12 protein-coding genes and 4 tRNA genes are annotated in these 15,703 nt (G+C 58.4%); 10 read left to right on the top strand and 6 right to left on the bottom strand.

The features are described 5' to 3' along the window. Positions 1–152: 152 nt before the first annotated feature. Positions 153–377: a hypothetical protein gene (locus AC3ISI_RS20540; RefSeq protein ID WP_007945191.1), complete on the bottom strand. Its 225-nt coding sequence runs from the start codon at positions 375–377 to the stop codon at positions 153–155. Between the two features lie 951 nt (positions 378–1,328). Here AC3ISI_RS20540 and AC3ISI_RS20535 point away from each other — a divergent pair. Both AC3ISI_RS20535 and AC3ISI_RS20530 read left to right on the top strand, forming a co-directional pair. Next, positions 1,329–1,652 (top strand): sel1 repeat family protein, encoded by a 324-nt coding sequence (locus AC3ISI_RS20535; RefSeq protein WP_489333543.1) that lies wholly within the window; start codon positions 1,329–1,331, stop codon positions 1,650–1,652. 175 nt (positions 1,653–1,827) lie between these two features. Next, positions 1,828–3,192: a DNA recombination protein RmuC gene (locus AC3ISI_RS20530; RefSeq protein ID WP_489337760.1), complete on the top strand. Its 1,365-nt coding sequence runs from the start codon at positions 1,828–1,830 to the stop codon at positions 3,190–3,192. Between the two features lie 114 nt (positions 3,193–3,306). On the opposite strand, the gene AC3ISI_RS20525 is transcribed toward AC3ISI_RS20530, so the two are convergent. Both AC3ISI_RS20525 and AC3ISI_RS20520 read right to left on the bottom strand, forming a co-directional pair. Further along, positions 3,307–6,777, bottom strand: coding sequence for a hybrid sensor histidine kinase/response regulator (locus tag AC3ISI_RS20525; RefSeq protein WP_489333542.1), 3,471 nt, complete (start codon positions 6,775–6,777; stop codon positions 3,307–3,309). 204 nt (positions 6,778–6,981) lie between these two features. After that, on the bottom strand, positions 6,982–7,518 hold the full coding sequence (locus AC3ISI_RS20520) for a TetR/AcrR family transcriptional regulator (protein ID WP_489333541.1): 537 nt from the start codon (positions 7,516–7,518) through the stop codon (positions 6,982–6,984). A 154-nt stretch (positions 7,519–7,672) separates the two neighbouring features. On the opposite strand from AC3ISI_RS20520, the gene AC3ISI_RS20515 reads away from it, so the two are divergent. From AC3ISI_RS20515 to AC3ISI_RS20500, 4 genes are all read left to right on the top strand, one after another. Further along, a complete protein-coding gene (locus tag AC3ISI_RS20515; protein WP_489333540.1) occupies positions 7,673–8,866 on the top strand; it encodes an MFS transporter in 1,194 nt (397 codons plus the stop codon). Between the two features lie 42 nt (positions 8,867–8,908). Continuing rightward, the gene (locus AC3ISI_RS20510) at positions 8,909–9,220 is read left to right on the top strand and encodes a cupin domain-containing protein (protein ID WP_489333539.1); all 312 of its coding nucleotides are present in this window, start codon (positions 8,909–8,911) and stop codon (positions 9,218–9,220) included. A 105-nt stretch (positions 9,221–9,325) separates the two neighbouring features. Next, positions 9,326–10,477, top strand: coding sequence for a TDT family transporter (locus AC3ISI_RS20505; RefSeq protein WP_489333538.1), 1,152 nt, complete (start codon positions 9,326–9,328; stop codon positions 10,475–10,477). A gap of 99 nt (positions 10,478–10,576) precedes the next feature. Continuing rightward, positions 10,577–12,451, top strand: a complete 1,875-nt coding sequence (locus AC3ISI_RS20500; RefSeq protein WP_489333537.1) for an MFS transporter — start codon at positions 10,577–10,579, stop codon at positions 12,449–12,451. Between the two features lie 52 nt (positions 12,452–12,503). Here the strand turns inward: AC3ISI_RS20500 and sugE are convergent, their stop codons facing one another. The 3 genes from sugE to rdgC all read right to left on the bottom strand — a co-directional run bounded on the left by sugE (position 12,504) and on the right by rdgC (position 14,903). Next, a complete protein-coding gene (sugE, locus tag AC3ISI_RS20495) occupies positions 12,504–12,818 on the bottom strand; it encodes a quaternary ammonium compound efflux SMR transporter SugE (RefSeq protein ID WP_010456757.1) in 315 nt (104 codons plus the stop codon). A gap of 119 nt (positions 12,819–12,937) precedes the next feature. After that, positions 12,938–13,903: a bile acid:sodium symporter family protein gene (locus AC3ISI_RS20490; protein ID WP_489333536.1), complete on the bottom strand. Its 966-nt coding sequence runs from the start codon at positions 13,901–13,903 to the stop codon at positions 12,938–12,940. Between the two features lie 79 nt (positions 13,904–13,982). Next, positions 13,983–14,903 carry a recombination-associated protein RdgC gene (rdgC, locus tag AC3ISI_RS20485; protein WP_489333535.1) on the bottom strand — a complete coding sequence of 307 codons (921 nt, stop codon included), beginning with the start codon at positions 14,901–14,903 and terminating at the stop codon, positions 13,983–13,985. A 161-nt stretch (positions 14,904–15,064) separates the two neighbouring features. Here rdgC and AC3ISI_RS20480 point away from each other — a divergent pair. From AC3ISI_RS20480 to AC3ISI_RS20465, 4 genes are all read left to right on the top strand, one after another. After that, positions 15,065–15,140, top strand: a tRNA-Val gene (locus tag AC3ISI_RS20480). Between the two features lie 19 nt (positions 15,141–15,159). Then, positions 15,160–15,236: transfer RNA gene (locus AC3ISI_RS20475), tRNA-Asp, on the top strand. 199 nt (positions 15,237–15,435) lie between these two features. Further along, positions 15,436–15,511 (top strand) — tRNA-Val (locus AC3ISI_RS20470). A gap of 15 nt (positions 15,512–15,526) precedes the next feature. Further along, positions 15,527–15,603 (top strand) — tRNA-Asp (locus tag AC3ISI_RS20465). The last annotated feature ends 100 nt before the right edge of the window (positions 15,604–15,703 follow it).

Below are 15,703 nucleotides of genomic sequence, written 5' to 3'. Positions count from 1 at the left end.
GTAAAGGTCTGTTTTTAAAATATTTCCAGCTTCGAGTTATAACCGTTATATCGGTTAGTGCTTAGCGGCTGTTTGCGAAAAGAGAACTAACGGGCAATAAAAAGCCCTGCTTTTTGAGCAGGGCTTTTGAGGTTTTCAGTCTTTCTGGCGTCTCAGGCAATCAATGCCTGGCGGGTACGCTCGATCACGGCCTGCAGCGGTTCTGCGCTGGAGTATTGATCGGGGTACAGGCGTTCGCTGTGTCGAGCGATGCCGTGTTCGTTAACCAGAGTGAAGCTGAAGCAGCCTTTACGAGCGGCCATGATCAGGCAGTTCATTGGTGCAAAAGCGTTGGTTAGGGTGCGGATTGCATCCTGGGTATGGATTTGAGTAGTCATTATTGGGTGTTCCTACAAGCGACACGGATAAGAACCGTGCAAAGTTAAAACGTTCCAGTGACGACGACCACCATTGGTCGAACGAAGAACCCGACTGGAACAAAGCAGCCAGTTTGAAGCGCTGATAATTGGCGCGCTTGGGCTGGCAGGTAGGTACTTAGGAGGGCAGGCAACACATCAAGGGCAAAGGTTCTGGGCCCGGGGTGAAGATCCTGATCAATTTGCAGGCTGGTTCGGTCAGAGTAAGTGAACTTCGCAACACCCTTCGCATTTGTTCGAAGGCTGTGTTGGCGCAAGGTTTACCTGGAAACCATCGAGGTGGTCGATCCTGTTTTGTCGGTGGAGGCTTCACTTGAGGGAAGGCTGACCGCGAGGATTTGTTCGACCAGAATTGACTTTCAGCTTGGTACTAACGCCGCGGATAGTAACGGATTGAATTTGAGAATGGAAGTGTGTTAGCCAAAAAGATAAATCGGCGCTGGCAGTGCGCACTGCGATTGCTCACATTCCGACCGCTGGTTATGGTTGCTCATCGGACCGCGATCTGCCTGGATCAAGGGTTTTCCCGGTTAATCCCCAGAATCCATACAAATATGCGCCGCAAAAGTGCGCACATATAACCGCCTCGAAGGCAGTTGTGCACATAAGTTGCGCAGACTGTAACCCCACTGTCATTCAGCCCTCGGTCCTAGTGGGTGCCTGTATTGAAAATTTAAGTCAATGAAAAACATCGCTTTTTTTTACTGGTGAAAAAATCGTCAGTTTGACTGCGAGCCCCGTCCCACAGGGCTTTGCGCGAGTTCAAGGGCGGTTGTCCACTGAGTTATCCACAGCTTCTGTGGATTGTCCCGAGCGCTTGCTCTAGGACGGGCGTGCCCGGATTTTTTGGGCTTTACCTGTAAGAAAAAAAGAGTAGAGTTGCGCGCCTTCCGATCTGTCCCACAGTGCTTTATGAAGTTTCGCTCAGTATCAATCGCTGCTACCTCCACTCCCTCAAATGTTACCCCGCCCAAGCGCTTTTCGATGCGCGTGGCCGAGTGGCTGCTGGACAGTCCGCGTCTTGGGGATAACCCCAACATCAAGCACTTCGCCGGACGCTTGCTCAAACAGCCTGCCCGTGAAGGTGTCGTGGCCGCGCAAAGCCGCCTCGGGCAATTGATGTGTCGCGAATGCGGCAACGCCCGTGATCGGCGCATTGGTCAGGATCTGTTGCGCCAGGCCGCGCGAGCAGGGGACGCGCGCGCCCAACAGGAACTGGGGTTGATCGAAGACTGAGCTGTCCAAGTCGGCTTGCCTTGGTTAACCTTCAAGCTTTATCTCATCGGCAGGAATCCCTATGGCAATGGACTTGACCAGCCTATTACTCGGTCTGGCGGGCGCTGGTCTGCCGTTACTGGTACTGGCCTGGCAAATTCAGCGCCGTGCGAGCGTCTCGCAAGCCGGGCTAGCATTGCTGGAAGAGCGTCTGGCCATGGCGCAGTTAGCGCAGGACGGTTTGAATGCCCAGCTCGACGCCAGCCGCGATGAAATCGGTGATCTGAGCCAGGTTAACGCCGCCAGGCAGGCAGACCTCGCCGCTGCGCGCCGTGAAGTCGAACTGCTGCAAATTGAACGCGACGACGCCCGCGATGCAGCTCACGCCTGGAATATTGAGCGCGCCGGTAAAGAGACTGAGTTGCGTCGCCTGGACACGCTGGCGGCCTCACTCAGCGCCGAGCTGCGTGAGCAGCAGGACAGCCATCAGCAGCGCCTCAGTGACCTGCAAGGGTCGCGAGACGAGCTGCGAGCGCAGTTCGCTGAACTGGCGGGCAAGATTTTCGATGAGCGTGAGCAGCGCTTTGCCGAAACCAGTCAGCAGCGGCTGGGCCAGTTGCTCGATCCTTTGAAAGAACGCATCCAGTCTTTCGAAAAACGCGTCGAGGAAAGTTATCAGGCCGAAGCCCGCGAGCGTTTCTCGCTGGCCAAGGAGCTGGAGCGCCTGCAACAGCTGAACCTGCGCTTGAGCGACGAAGCCACCAACCTGACGCGTGCCCTCAAAGGGCAAAAAACACAGGGCAACTGGGGCGAGTTGATTCTTGAGCGAGTGCTTGAACACGCGGGGCTGGAAAAGGGCCGTGAGTACCAGACCCAAGTCAATCTCAAAGGCCCGGACGGCGAGCGCTTCCAGCCGGATGTGATTATTTACCTGCCGGGCGACAAGCAGGTGGTGGTCGACTCCAAGGTCAGCCTGACGGCCTATCAGCAATACGTGGCAGCCGAAGACGACGCCATTGGCCAAATCGCTATCAAGCAGCACGTACTGTCGCTGCGCAATCACGTCAAAGGCCTGGCCGGCAAGGATTACAAACGGCTCGACGGCTTGCATAGCCTGGATTTCGTGTTGCTCTTCGTGCCGATCGAAGCGGCGTTTTCTGCAGCGTTGCAGGCCGAACCGACGCTGTTCCAGGAGGCGTTCGACCGCAACATCGTGATCGTCAGCCCTACCACGTTGTTGGCGACTTTGCGGGTCATCGACAGCCTCTGGAAGCAGGAGCGCCAGAGCCAGAACGCCCGGGAAATCGCCGAGCGTGCCGGGTGGCTGTACGACAAGTTCGTGTTGTTCATTCAGGACCTGGACGAAGTCGGCAATCGCTTGCAGCAACTGGACAAAGCCTACAGCTCTGCGCGCAACAAGCTGACAGAAGGCCGCGGTAATCTGGTCAGTCGTAGCGAGCAGCTGAAATTGCTCGGCGCGCGCGCTAGCAAGAGCTTGCCGGCAGATTTGCTGGAGAGGGCGATGACCGATGTGGATGGCTTGGTCGAGTTGCCGGAGTAATCCGAAAAGCATCGCGAGCTGGCTCGCTCCCACATGAACTGCGCAAAACTCTGTGGGAGCGAGCCTGCTCGCGATGACGAATATTGCTTCCCTGCAAGGCTAAAGTCTGCCGCGCTACAACGGCAAATGCCGACTCAACAACGCCCTTAACGCCGCAGGCTTCACCGGTTTGGTTAAATAATCCAGCCCTGCGGCATGCACTTGCGCCACGGTCTCCGGCCGGCCATCGGCGCTGATCACCACCCCCGGCACCGGTTCCCCCAATTGAGTGCGCAACCACGCCATCAGCTCGGTCCCGGTCTCGCCATGGTCGAGGTGGTAATCCACCAGCGCCAATTGCGGGCGCATACCGTCGTTGAGCAGCGCTGCACATTCCTCCCGGTTACGTGCCGTCCAGACCTGACAACCCCAGCGCGTCAGCAGGCTGTTCATGCCGATCAGAATGCTGTCTTCATTATCGATGCACAGCACCTGCGCGCCGGTCACCACATGACCGTTAACTTCGGTAGTCTGTGTCAGTGCCACGGTTTGTGCCTTGGCCAGTGGCACACTGACGCTGAACACGCTACCGCGCCCAGGCCAGGAGCGTACGCGCAGCGTGTGACCCAGCACGCGACATAAACCATCGGCAATCGCCAGGCCCAATCCCAGACCTTTCTCGGCGCGAGTCTGGTGGCTATCGAGGCGTTTGAATTCTTCGAAAATCACCTGCAGTTTGTCTTCTGCAATGCCCGGTCCCCGGTCCCAGACCTCCAGGCACAGCTCACCCCTGCGCCGCCGAACGCCGAGCAACACCGGCCCTTTGGCATAGCGGAACGCATTGGTCAGGAAGTTTTGCAGAATACGTCGCAGCAGTTTGATATCGCTGTCGACCCGTAACGTGCTGCCCCGAACACGGAAGGTCAGCTCCTGTTCCTGAGCCAGCGCCTTGAACTCTGCACCGAGGGTGTCAAGCAGTTCGTTCAGCACGAATGGCTTGATGTCGGGGTTGATCTTGCCGTTTTCCAGGCGAGAAATGTCCAGCAGGTCGCTGATCAAGTCCTCTGCCGAGCGCAACGAGCTGTCCAGGTGATGGACCAGTTTCTGCGCTTCGCCAGACAAGCCGTCGTCCTGATGGGACAGCGCTGCGGAGAACAGGCGCGCGGCGTTCAGTGGTTGCATCAAGTCATGGCTGACAGCCGCCAGAAAGCGGGTTTTCGACTGGTTGGCGGACTCGGCGGTTCCTTTGGCTTCGGTCAGAGCGACGTTAAGTTGCGACAGTTCGTGGGTGCGCTCGGCCACCCGCCGCTCCAGGCCCTCGTTGGCTTCGGTCAGCGCTTGTTCGGCTTCGCGGAACGCGGTGATGTCGGTGAAACTCATGACGAAACCACCACCGGGCATTGGATTGCCGATCAGCTCGATCACCCGCCCGTTGGGGAATAGTCGTTCAGAGGTATGGGCGCGGCCCTGACGCATCCAGTGCAAACGTCGGGCAACGTGGACTTCCGCCTCGCCAGGGCCACACAGACCGCGTTCGGCGTTGTAGCGAATAATGTCGGCAATCGGCCGCCCGACACTGATCAATCCGTCCGGGTAGTTGAACAGCTCCAGATAACGCCGGTTCCATGCCACCAGTTTCAACGACTGGTCGACCACGCTGATGCCCTGGGTGATGTTTTCGATGGCGCCTTGCAGCAGGGCACGGTTGAACTGCAGCACTTCCGACGCTTCGTCGGCGATCCGCACGACATCTTCCAGCTGCATTTCCCGGCCTTCGATGGCGGCTTTTACCACCGCACGCGTCGAAGACGCACCGAGTACACCCGCCAGCAAGCGTTCGGTGTGGGCGATCCATTCGCCATCGGCGTTTTGATTCGGGTTGAAGCCTTTGCCTTGGCGGTAGGCGAAACGGATGAAGCTTTGACGCGCCCGTTCTTCGCCGACGAAGCGTGCGGCCAGTTGCAGCAAATCGTCGATTTGCACCGCCAGCATCGAACGGGCACTGGGGCGGGCGCTGATTTCCTGACCGATGAAACGGCCCGCCTGCCAGTGCTCCGACACCCGTGTGCGCGACAATACCGACACCCAGGCAAACAGCGTGAAGTTGCCAGCCAGCGACAGCACCACGCCTTGGGTCAGCGGGGTGATCGGCAGGTGCAGCGGGTTGCTGTGTAACCAGGCCAGGCCCGGGAAACTCTCTAGGGACAAGCCGAGGCTACGGGCAGCAATCGGCAAGATCAGCGTGTAAAACCACAGGAACGTCCCGGCGGCGAGGCCAGCGAATACGCCGCGACGGTTGGCCTGCTTCCAATACAGCGCGCCGAGCATGGCCGGGGCCAGTTGCGTCACGGCGGCGAAGGCGATCTGGCCGATGGTTGCCAGGCTGGCGGTCGAGCCCAGCAGGCGATAACTGACGTAGGCCAGCAGCAAAATCACCACGATGCTGACGCGGCGCACCGAGAGCATCCACTGACGAAACACTTCGAACGGCCGCTCGGCGTTGTTGCGTCGCAGCAACCACGGCAACAGCATGTCGTTGGAGACCATGGTCGACAACGCCACACTGGCAACAATCACCATGCCGGTCGCCGCCGAGGCACCGCCGATAAACGCCAGCAAGGCGAGGGCAGGGTGAGACTGGGCCAGCGGCAAACTGATGACGAACGAGTCTGGCAACACCGAACTGGGCAGCATCATCTGACCGGCGAGGGCGATCGGTACAACAAACAACGCCGCCAACGCCAGGTAGGCCGGGAACACCCATTTGGCCAGGCGCAAATCTTGAGGATCAATGTTTTCAACCACCGTCACGTGGAACTGTCGGGGCAGGCAAATGATCGCCATCATCGCTACGCCCGTCTGCACCACCATCGAGGGCCAGTTGACGGTTTCCTTCCAGTATTCTTCGAGGCGGGGGGCGAGCATGGCTTGGTCGAACAGGTCGTCGAAACCATCGTACAGGCCGAACGTGACGAACGCGCCGACGGCGAGAAATGCGAACAGTTTGACCAGTGACTCAAACGCAATCGCCAGCACCATGCCACGGTGATGTTCCGTAGCATCGAGGTTGCGCGTACCGAAGACAATGGTGAATAACGCCAGCACCAGCGACACAACCAATGCCGTGTCCTGGGCGCGGACCCCCATGGCGTCGGCGCCCGCGCCAATCAGCAAGTTCACCCCGAGTACGATGCCCTTGAGCTGCAAGGCGATGTAAGGCAACACGCCGACCAGACAAATCAGCGCCACCACCACCGCCAGCGACTGGGATTTGCCATAACGGGCAGCGATAAAGTCGGCGATGGAGGTGATGTTTTCCTGCTTGCTGATCATCACCATTTTTTGCAGGACCCACGGCGCGCCTAGCAGCAGCAGGATCGGCCCGAGGTAGATCGGCAGGAACGACCAGAGCTGTTCCGCCGCCTGGCCCACGGCGCCAAAGAACGTCCAGCTGGTGCAATAGACTGCCAGCGACAGGCTGTACACCCACGCGCGCATTCGCGGCGGCAACGGCGTGCTGCGACGGTCACCGTAAAAGGCGATGGCGAACATGATGGCCATATAGGCCAGGGCGACGGCGGCGATCAGCCCGCTGGACAGCGACATGGGAACTCCAGACAAAAGACCCCGGGACTCCCACCCGGTCAGACAGTCTCGCACGATGGCCCAGGTTAGTCAGTGTCGACCAAGGTCGTGGCGTGGCGGGGTGTCGCAGGCTGTGTGTCAGTCAAAATTTGGTTGTCTGTGCCTGCCTCATCGCGAACAAGCTCGCTCCCACAGGGGATAGCGTTCCAACTGTGGGAGCGAGCCTTACTGATTCAACGCAATCTCGATCAATCGATGCAACTCTCCAGCCTCCAACGGCGCGTCGGAAAACAGGATTCGAAATACGATAGGCGCCGCCACCATGTTGATCAGCCGATCGACACTCGGTTTGGGCTCATTCGGATAACGATCCAGAATCATCTGTAACTGCCCGCCAATGATCGTCGCGCAATAGCTCGGCTTGAGGCTCGCTTGCACGTCGCGCAGCATGTTGCGGCCGGGTTCGGAGCTCATTTCGTCCAGGTACTGTTCCGCCCAGGCCTGCACGTCACCGCACAGGCTGCCGGTTTTGGGTGACTCGGTTTCCGGTTGCAGGCGTGCGAGGGCGACGTCTGCCAGCAGCGCCGATAAATCACCCCAGCGCCGATAGATAGTCGACGGCGTAACCCCCGCGCGCGCAGCGATTTGCGGCACGGTCACGGTGGTGCGGTCCTGCTCTTCCAGCAATTCGCGCACAGCCTTGTGAATTGATTCCTGCACCCGGGCGCTGCGGCCGCCGGGACGTAAAGTGGAGCTTGTCATTACCTGTGTCCTGTTCTCGCCGAGACTTGCCGTAAAGGCAAAAGCCCCAGCTCTAAAAGCCATGCATCGGACCTTAACACAAAGAATTTGCTTTAAGAGCCAGTCGGTAGCACACTCCATAAAAGCAAAAAGTTAGCTTTTGTGGGGTGTGCCGATGTCCAGTTCCCGTTCAAATCGTGCAAGCCTGTGGTTTCTGTCGATCACTTTACTCAGTTTTCTGGCGGCCTCCACGGCGCCGACACCACTGTATCGCTTGTATCAGGAGCAACTGCACTTCTCGGCCGCCACCCTGACCCTGATTTTCGGCGTCTACGCCTTCAGCCTGCTGGCTGCGCTGCTGACAGTCGGTTCACTGTCGGATCACCTTGGACGCAAACCGGTGATTTTCATCGCCGTGGTGCTGAATGGTCTGGCGATGTTGCTGTTTATCCACGCGGACAGCGTTGCTTGGCTGATTAGTGCCCGGGTGTTGCAAGGGTTTGCCACCGGCATGGCGACTGCCGTGCTCAGTGCAACGCTATTGGACACAGACCGCCAACAAGGGCCGCTGATCAACAGTGTTGCGCCGTTGCTCGGCATGGCCCTGGGTGGTTTGGGCTGTGGTTTGCTCGCTGAATTTGCACCGGCACCGTTGCATTTAACCTATTGGCTGCTGCTCATCGTGTTTGCGTTGCAGGCGATGTACATCTGGCGTTTGCCGGAAAGTGTCTCGCGACAGCCTGGGGCATTGGCGTCGTTGCGACCGACCCTACATGTACCGGTTCAGGCGCGTACCACCTTATGGCGGGTATTGCCGCTCAATACCGCCACGTGGGCGCTCGGCGGTTTTTATGCGTCCCTCGCGCCGTCATTGGTGCGCGCGGCCACCGGTTCCACTTCGAACCTGATTGCCGGGTCGACCGTTGCTGCGCTGACGGTGACGGGGGCGCTGATGATTTTCACCCTGCGCAATCGCCCTGCCGCGTTGGCGCTGCAGTGGGGGGCGAGTCTGCTACCGACGGGGATCGTCCTGGTCTTACTGGGCGTGCACGGCGCGAGCCTGCCGTTGTTTTTCCTCGGCACGCTCGTCGCCGGTTGTGGTTTTGGCGCCGGTTTTCTCGGGGCCGTGCGCAGTCTGGTGCCGTTGGCTCTACCCCATGAACGCGCGGGTCTGATGTCGGCGTTTTATGTGCTCAGCTACCTGGCGTTCTGTTTGCCATCGTTATTGGCGGGGAACCTGACGCGTACGTTCGGCCTGGTCGCGACCACCGACGGTTATGGCGCGGTGCTGATCGTGCTCTCCGTCGGCGCTTTGCTGACCTTGATGCGGCAACGCTCGTTGAAAGCTTGTAGCGCTGATGCGCGTTGATCGCTAGCCTTGGCCTCGCCATTCATTTCGACGGACCGCCCCATGAAGATCATCCGCAGCAAATCCTTCACCGCTGATCGTGCCTGGGGTGCGCTGGACATTGCCAACATGAACGGCATCACCACCCGGTTGCACTGGACGGATCAGCCTTACAAGTGGCACGTCAACGATGGCCAGGAAGTATTCGTGGTGCTGGATGGGCAGGTGCAGATGCGTTATCGCGAAGAGGGCATCGAGAAGGAGGCACTGCTGGACGTCGGCGACATCTTTTATGCGTCCGTTGGCACCGAGCATGTGGCGCATCCGCAAGGTGTGGCGCGGATACTGGTGATCGAATCAGAAGGCAGCATTTAACGCTATATCTGCAAAACAGATAAGTTATAGAGATATTACCCGTTATATAGATATTCGATTCGGTTCTACCATGGGCTCTACCTCACCTGAGGACAGGAGTTCGCCATGACATGCACCAACAGCATCAAAACCGGTATCAAACCGTTCAGCCAATTGCAGCACCCGCGTGAAGTCATCCGTCAATTCACGCCCAACTGGTTCGCCGCAACCATGGGCACCGGGGTACTCGCGTTAGCGCTGGCGCAATTGCCTGTCGCCATGCCCGGCTTGCGTGTGTTCGCCGAAGGGTTGTGGCTGTTCAATATTTTTCTGTTCGTGTTGTTCACCGCTGTTTACGCGGCGCGCTGGGTACTGTTCTTTGACGAAGCCCGGCGGATTTTCGGCCATTCCACAGTCTCGATGTTCTTCGGCACCATTCCCATGGGCCTCGCGACCATCATCAACGGCTTTCTGGTGTTCGGCCTGCCGCGCTGGGGCGACGGCGTGATCCATATTGCCGAAATGCTCTGGTGGCTGGATGTGGCGATGTCGCTGGCGTGCGGCGTGCTCATTCCCTACATGATGTTCACCCGTCAGGAACACAGCATTGACCAGATGACCGCCGTTTGGCTGTTGCCGGTGGTGGCTGCAGAAGTCGCCGCTGCCAGCGGTGGCCTGCTGGCGCCACACTTGGCGGATGCCCATTCGCAATTGGTGATGCTGGTGACGAGTTACGTGCTGTGGGCCTTTTCCCTGCCGGTAGCCTTCAGCATTTTGACGATCTTGTTGCTGCGCATGGCGCTGCATAAACTGCCCCACGAAAACATGGCGGCCTCCAGTTGGCTGGCATTGGGCCCGATTGGCACTGGGGCGCTGGGTATGTTGCTGCTGGGGGCGGACGCGCCAGCCATCTTCGCCGCCAACGGCCTGCCAGGTATCGGTGAAATCGCTGCGGGCTTGGGGCTGGTGGCCGGGATCACGCTGTGGGGTTTTGGGTTGTGGTGGATGCTGATCGCGGTGCTGATTACCTTGCGTTACCTGCGCGGCGGCATCCCATTCAATCTCGGCTGGTGGGGGTTTACCTTCCCGTTGGGGGTCTACTCACTGGCAACATTGAAACTGGCCAGCACCTTGAACCTGACCTTTTTCAGTGTCTTCGGCTGCGTGCTGGTGGCGCTGCTGTCGGTGATGTGGCTGATCGTTGCCCGGCGGACGTTGCAAGGCGCGTGGCGGGGCGAACTGTTTGTATCGCCGTGCATTGCAGGATTAAAGAAATAACCTGCGAAAGATTAGATAGTGTGTGGCCTGGATCGTCGTTCGATATTCCAATAACGGTATCCACGCCACTCGCAACCTAACATCAGGGACACATGGAAGATGAGTCACCCCTCACAGTTCAACTTGCTGCGCACCCGGCGCTTCCTGCCGTTTTTCGTGACCCAGTCCCTCGGGGCCTTCAACGACAACCTCTTCAAGCAGTCATTGATCCTCGCCATTCTCTACAAACTGACCCTCGACGGTGACCGCTCGATCTGGGTCAACCTCTGCGCGTTGCTGTTTATCCTGCCGTTCTTTTTGTTCTCGGCACTGGCCGGGCAGTTCGGGGAGAAGTTCGCCAAGGACCGCCTGATCCGTCTGATCAAACTCGGCGAAATCGTCATCATGGCGGTCGGCGCGGTCGGTTTCACCTTTAACCATCTGTCGTTGATGCTGGTGGCGCTGTTTGCCATGGGCACCCACTCGGCGCTGTTCGGGCCGGTGAAGTACTCGATCCTGCCCCAGGCCCTGCGCGAAGAAGAGCTGGTCGGCGGTAACGGGCTGGTGGAAATGGGCACCTTCCTGGCGATTCTCGCCGGGACCATCGGCGCCGGGATCATGATGTCGTCCAGTCACTACGCGCCTATCGTCTCCGGCGCGATCATCGGGGTTGCGGTGCTCGGCTATCTGGCCAGTTGCAGCATTCCACGGGCGGCGGCGTCTTCACCGCAAATGCGCCTGAACTGGAACATTTTCAGCCAGTCCTGGGTCACCTTGAAATTGGGCCTTGGGCAGACCCCGGCCGTGTCGCGTTCGATTGTCGGCAACTCGTGGTTCTGGTTTGTCGGGGCGATTTATCTGACGCAGATCCCGGCCTATGCCAAGGAATGGATGCACGGCGACGAAACCGTGGTGACATTGATTCTGACGGTGTTCTCGGTGGGGATCGCGCTCGGCTCGATGCTCTGCGAAAAGCTTTCCGGGCGCAAAGTCGAGATTGGCCTGGTGCCGTTTGGCTCGTTCGGTCTGACCGTGTTTGGCTTGCTGCTGTGGTGGCATTCCGGCGGGATTCCAGACAGCGTGACGGGCCATGGCTGGGTCGAAGTCCTTGGGTTTGGTCACACCTGGCTGGTATTGATCGACATCCTTGGCCTGGGAATCTTCGGTGGTTTCTATATCGTACCGCTGTATGCGTTGATTCAGTCGCGCACCGCCGAGAACGAGCGGGCGCGGGTGATTGCCGCCAATAACATTCTCAACGCGCTGTTCATGGTGGTGTCGGCGATTGTCTCGATCATCTTGTTGAGCCTGGTCAAACTGTCGATTCCGCAGCTATTCCTGGTGGTGTCGCTGCTGAACATCGGCGTCAACGCCTACATCTTCAAGATCGTCCCCGAATTCAGCATGCGCTTCATGATCTGGCTGCTCAGCCATTCCATGTACCGCGTGGAGCATCGCAATCTTGAGCTGATTCCCGACGTAGGCGCGGCGCTGCTGGTGTGCAATCACGTGTCTTTTGTCGACGCGCTGCTGATTGGCGGTGCAGTGCGTCGGCCGATTCGCTTTGTGATGTACTACAAAATCTACAACCTGCCGGTGCTGAACTTTATCTTTCGCACGGCCGGGACAATTCCGATCGCAGGGCGTCAGGAAGACATTCAAATCTACGAAAGAGCCTTCAAGCGGATTGCCCAGTATCTGAAGGATGGTGAGCTGGTGTGCATCTTTCCTGAGGGCAAGTTGACCGCCAATGGTGAGATCAACGAGTTCAAGGGAGGGTTGACGCGGATTCTTGAAGAGACACCGGTGCCGGTGATTCCGCTGGCGTTGCAGGGGTTGTGGGGGAGTTTCTTCAGCCGCGATCCGGGCAAGGGGCTGTTTCGTCGATTGTGGTCACGGGTGACGTTGGTGGCGGGGCCGGCGGTGGCGGTTGAAGCGGCGGAGCCGGCGGCATTGCAAGCGATGGTTGGCGAGTTGCGCGGCACCGTTAAATAGTCGGTGAATGTAGCGACCTCATCGCGGGCAAGCCCGCGATGGCGTCAATGGCCTAGGCACTAACCTTGAGGCCGATCAGCCCGGCAATAATCAATGCCACACTGGCCAGTCGAAACAGCGCCATCGATTCACCAAACAGGATAATCCCGGCGATCACCGTGCCGACCGCACCCACGCCCGTCCAGATCGCATAAGCCGTGCCCAGCGGCAATTCCTTCATCGCAAGACCCAGCAAGCCAAGGCTGATGGCCATGGCCGCAACAGTCAACGCAGTGGGCAGAGGGCGGCTGAAACCGTCGGTGTACTTCAGGCCAACGGCCCAGCCGACTTCGAACAGGCCGGCGAAAAACAGAATGATCCAGGACATGAAAGACCTCCATCGATTGACGGGGTCGTCCCCAGATTAATGACTCGATCGAGCCGCGAGGTCGTCCTCGCGTTGCGCCATAGAGTGCCCATCATTAACCTGGGGATCAAGTTTTCGGCTTATTCGGTTGCCTGCCGCGCAGCGATTTCCCGGTCTTGTTTCTCGCTCATTCGACGGAAATACGTCGAGAGGAGCGCCCCGGAAATGTTGTGCCACACACTGAACAAAGCACTTGGCACCGCCGCCAGCGGCGAAAAGTGTGCACTGGCCAGCGCAGCACCCAGCCCGGAGTTTTGCATGCCGACTTCCAGCGCAAGCGATTTGCGTTGGGCCAATGGCAGCTTGAACAGACGCCCGGTGAAGTAGCCCAGTAGATAACCGAAGCTGTTGTGCAGCATCACTACTGCCATGATCAGAAGGCCGGACTCGGCAATCTTCGCCTGGCTGGCGGCCACCACGGCAGTAACGATGATCACGATGCTCACCACCGAGATCAGCGGCAATACTTCCACCGCGTGACGAACCTTGGCACCCAGTAAGCGTTGAGCTACCACGCCGAGGATGATCGGCAGCAGTACCACTTGCAGAATCGACCAGAACAGCTCCATGAAAGACACCGGCAACCAGGCCGACGCCAGCAGCCAGATCAGCGCAGGGGTCAGCAATGGGGCGAGGAGGGTGGTAACTGCGGCAATGGCCACCGACAGGGCCAGATCACCGCGCGCTAGCCAGGTCATCACGTTCGAGGAAGTGCCGCTTGGGCAGCAACCAACCAGTATCACGCCGACGGCAATTTCCGGTGGCAAGTGAAACGCCTGGCAGAGCAACCACGCCACACCGGGCATGATCACGAAATGCGCAACCACGCCCAGGGCCACGCGCCATGGATGGCGAGCGACTTCGGCGAAGTCTTCAAGTTTGAGGGTCAGGCCCATGCCAAACATCACCAGCCCCAGCAGTGGCACAATTGCGCCCTTGAGGCCGATGAACCACGCCGGTTGCAGGAAGGCCAGAACCGCGAAAATCAGTACCCAGTAAGCGAAGGTGTTGCCGACAAAACGACTCAATGCAGCCAATGCGCGCATGGCCTTATCCTTATCATGAGTAACACCACAAAAACCAATGTGGGAGCGAGCCAGCTCCCACAATTGAGATCACAAGCTTTTAGATCCCCTGCGGAGTCTCTTCGCCACCCAATGCTTCAATCAGCGCCGGCAGGAAGTCGCCGAAGGTCAGCATCATCAGGGTGAAGCTGGCGTCCAGTTGGCCCAGGGCCTCTTCGCCGCCGTCCTGTTCCGCCTGGTCTTGCAGCAGGTCTTCGAACTTCAGGCGCTTGACCACCATCTTGTCGTCGAGGACGAAAGACAGTTTGTCTTGCCAGGCCAGCGACAGTTGAGTGACCACTTTGCCGGTGCTCAGGTGCAGCTGGATCTCTTCGCTGGTCAGGTCCTGACGTTTGCAGCGCACAATCCCGCCGTCTTCGTGAGTATCACGCAGCTCGCATTCGTCCAGCACAAAGAAGTCGTCCGCGGCTTTCTGGGTGGTGACCCATTCGGTCATGGTGGCGGTCGGCGACATTTTTACCGTCAGTGGACGTACCGGCAGGGTGCCGATCACTTCACGCAGGGTCGACAGCAAGTCTTCGGCACGTTTCGGGCTGGCCGAGTTAACCAGGATCAGGCCCTGTTTCGGCGCAATAGCGGCGAAAGTCGAGGAGCGACGGATAAAGGCGCGCGGCAGGAACGCCTGGATGATTTCATCCTTGATCTGGTCACGCTCCTTCTTATAGACCTTGCGCATTTGTTCGGCTTCGATCTCGTCGACCTTTTCCTTCACGGCGTCGCGCACGACGCTACCTGGAAGAATGCGTTCTTCTTTACGTGCAGAGACCAGCAGGAAGTCGCCGCTGACGTGGACCAGCGGTGCATCTTCGCCCTTGCCGAATGGCGCGACGAAACCGTAGGTGGTCAACTCCTGGCTTGCACATGGACGCGCCAGTTTGGTGGCCAGTGCAGTTTCCAACGCCTCGGCATCAACAGGCAGATCTTGGGTCAGGCGATAGATAAGCAGGTTTTTGAACCACATGGGGTAAGTCTCTCCTTATATACAAAGGGGGGCATTATTCTCTTAGCGGCGCCATAGGCCAACCCTTCGCTAAGCCTTTGGAAGGCCTGAGAAAATTATTTAAAAAAGTGCTTGCCAGAGGTGAGGTCGCTCCGTAGAATGCGCGCCACACCGAACGTGAAGGGTGATTAGCTCAGCTGGGAGAGCGTCTGCCTTACAAGCAGAATGTCGGCGGTTCGATCCCGTCATCACCCACCATTCGCATTCAGTGTTACGCGCAGCGGTAGTTCAGTCGGTTAGAATACCGGCCTGTCACGCCGGGGGTCGCGGGTTCGAGTCCCGTCCGCTGCGCCATATTCGGTAACCTGGAACGCTGAACGCCAGGTCACCACGGAAAAGCCCGCTAACGCGGGTTTTTTTCTGTCTGTAGATTGTCCGTTGTTCCTGCAGGTTGCATCGTTTCACCGGTTTTCGGATTTATTTGAAAAATAATTCAATTAAATCAACACTTTACGAAAACATGTGGCATAATGTGCCCCGCAACGAAGGTAAAGGGTGATTAGCTCAGCTGGGAGAGCGTCTGCCTTACAAGCAGAATGTCGGCGGTTCGATCCCGTCATCACCCACCACTTTCAACGCTACGCGCAGCGGTAGTTCAGTCGGTTAGAATACCGGCCTGTCACGCCGGGGGTCGCGGGTTCGAGTCCCGTCCGCTGCGCCATATTCGGTAATCTGGAACGCTGAACGCCAGGTCACCACACAGAAAGCCCGCTTAATGCGGGCTTTTTGCTGTCTGGCATTTGGCAAATCCCCTATTTTCA

It is taken from the genome of Pseudomonas sp. GL_139_B (assembly GCF_057834475.1).
The sequence above is the reverse complement of the archived record's forward strand: the minus strand, read 5'-3'. Positions and strand labels throughout refer to the sequence as shown.

Excerpts from the sequence above, each read along its gene's own strand:
- AC3ISI_RS20540 (WP_007945191.1), bottom strand. The coding sequence starts at position 377 with ATGACTACTCAAATCCATACCCAGGATGCAATCCGCACCCTAACCAAC.
- AC3ISI_RS20535 (WP_489333543.1), top strand. The coding sequence starts at position 1,329 with ATGAAGTTTCGCTCAGTATCAATCGCTGCTACCTCCACTCCCTCAAAT.
- AC3ISI_RS20525 (WP_489333542.1), bottom strand. The coding sequence starts at position 6,777 with ATGTCGCTGTCCAGCGGGCTGATCGCCGCCGTCGCCCTGGCCTATATG.
- AC3ISI_RS20520 (WP_489333541.1), bottom strand. The coding sequence starts at position 7,518 with ATGACAAGCTCCACTTTACGTCCCGGCGGCCGCAGCGCCCGGGTGCAG.
- AC3ISI_RS20515 (WP_489333540.1), top strand. The coding sequence starts at position 7,673 with ATGTCCAGTTCCCGTTCAAATCGTGCAAGCCTGTGGTTTCTGTCGATC.
- AC3ISI_RS20510 (WP_489333539.1), top strand. The coding sequence starts at position 8,909 with ATGAAGATCATCCGCAGCAAATCCTTCACCGCTGATCGTGCCTGGGGT.
- AC3ISI_RS20505 (WP_489333538.1), top strand. The coding sequence starts at position 9,326 with ATGACATGCACCAACAGCATCAAAACCGGTATCAAACCGTTCAGCCAA.
- AC3ISI_RS20500 (WP_489333537.1), top strand. The coding sequence starts at position 10,577 with ATGAGTCACCCCTCACAGTTCAACTTGCTGCGCACCCGGCGCTTCCTG.
- sugE (WP_010456757.1), bottom strand. The coding sequence starts at position 12,818 with ATGTCCTGGATCATTCTGTTTTTCGCCGGCCTGTTCGAAGTCGGCTGG.
- AC3ISI_RS20490 (WP_489333536.1), bottom strand. The coding sequence starts at position 13,903 with ATGCGCGCATTGGCTGCATTGAGTCGTTTTGTCGGCAACACCTTCGCT.
- rdgC (WP_489333535.1), bottom strand. The coding sequence starts at position 14,903 with ATGTGGTTCAAAAACCTGCTTATCTATCGCCTGACCCAAGATCTGCCT.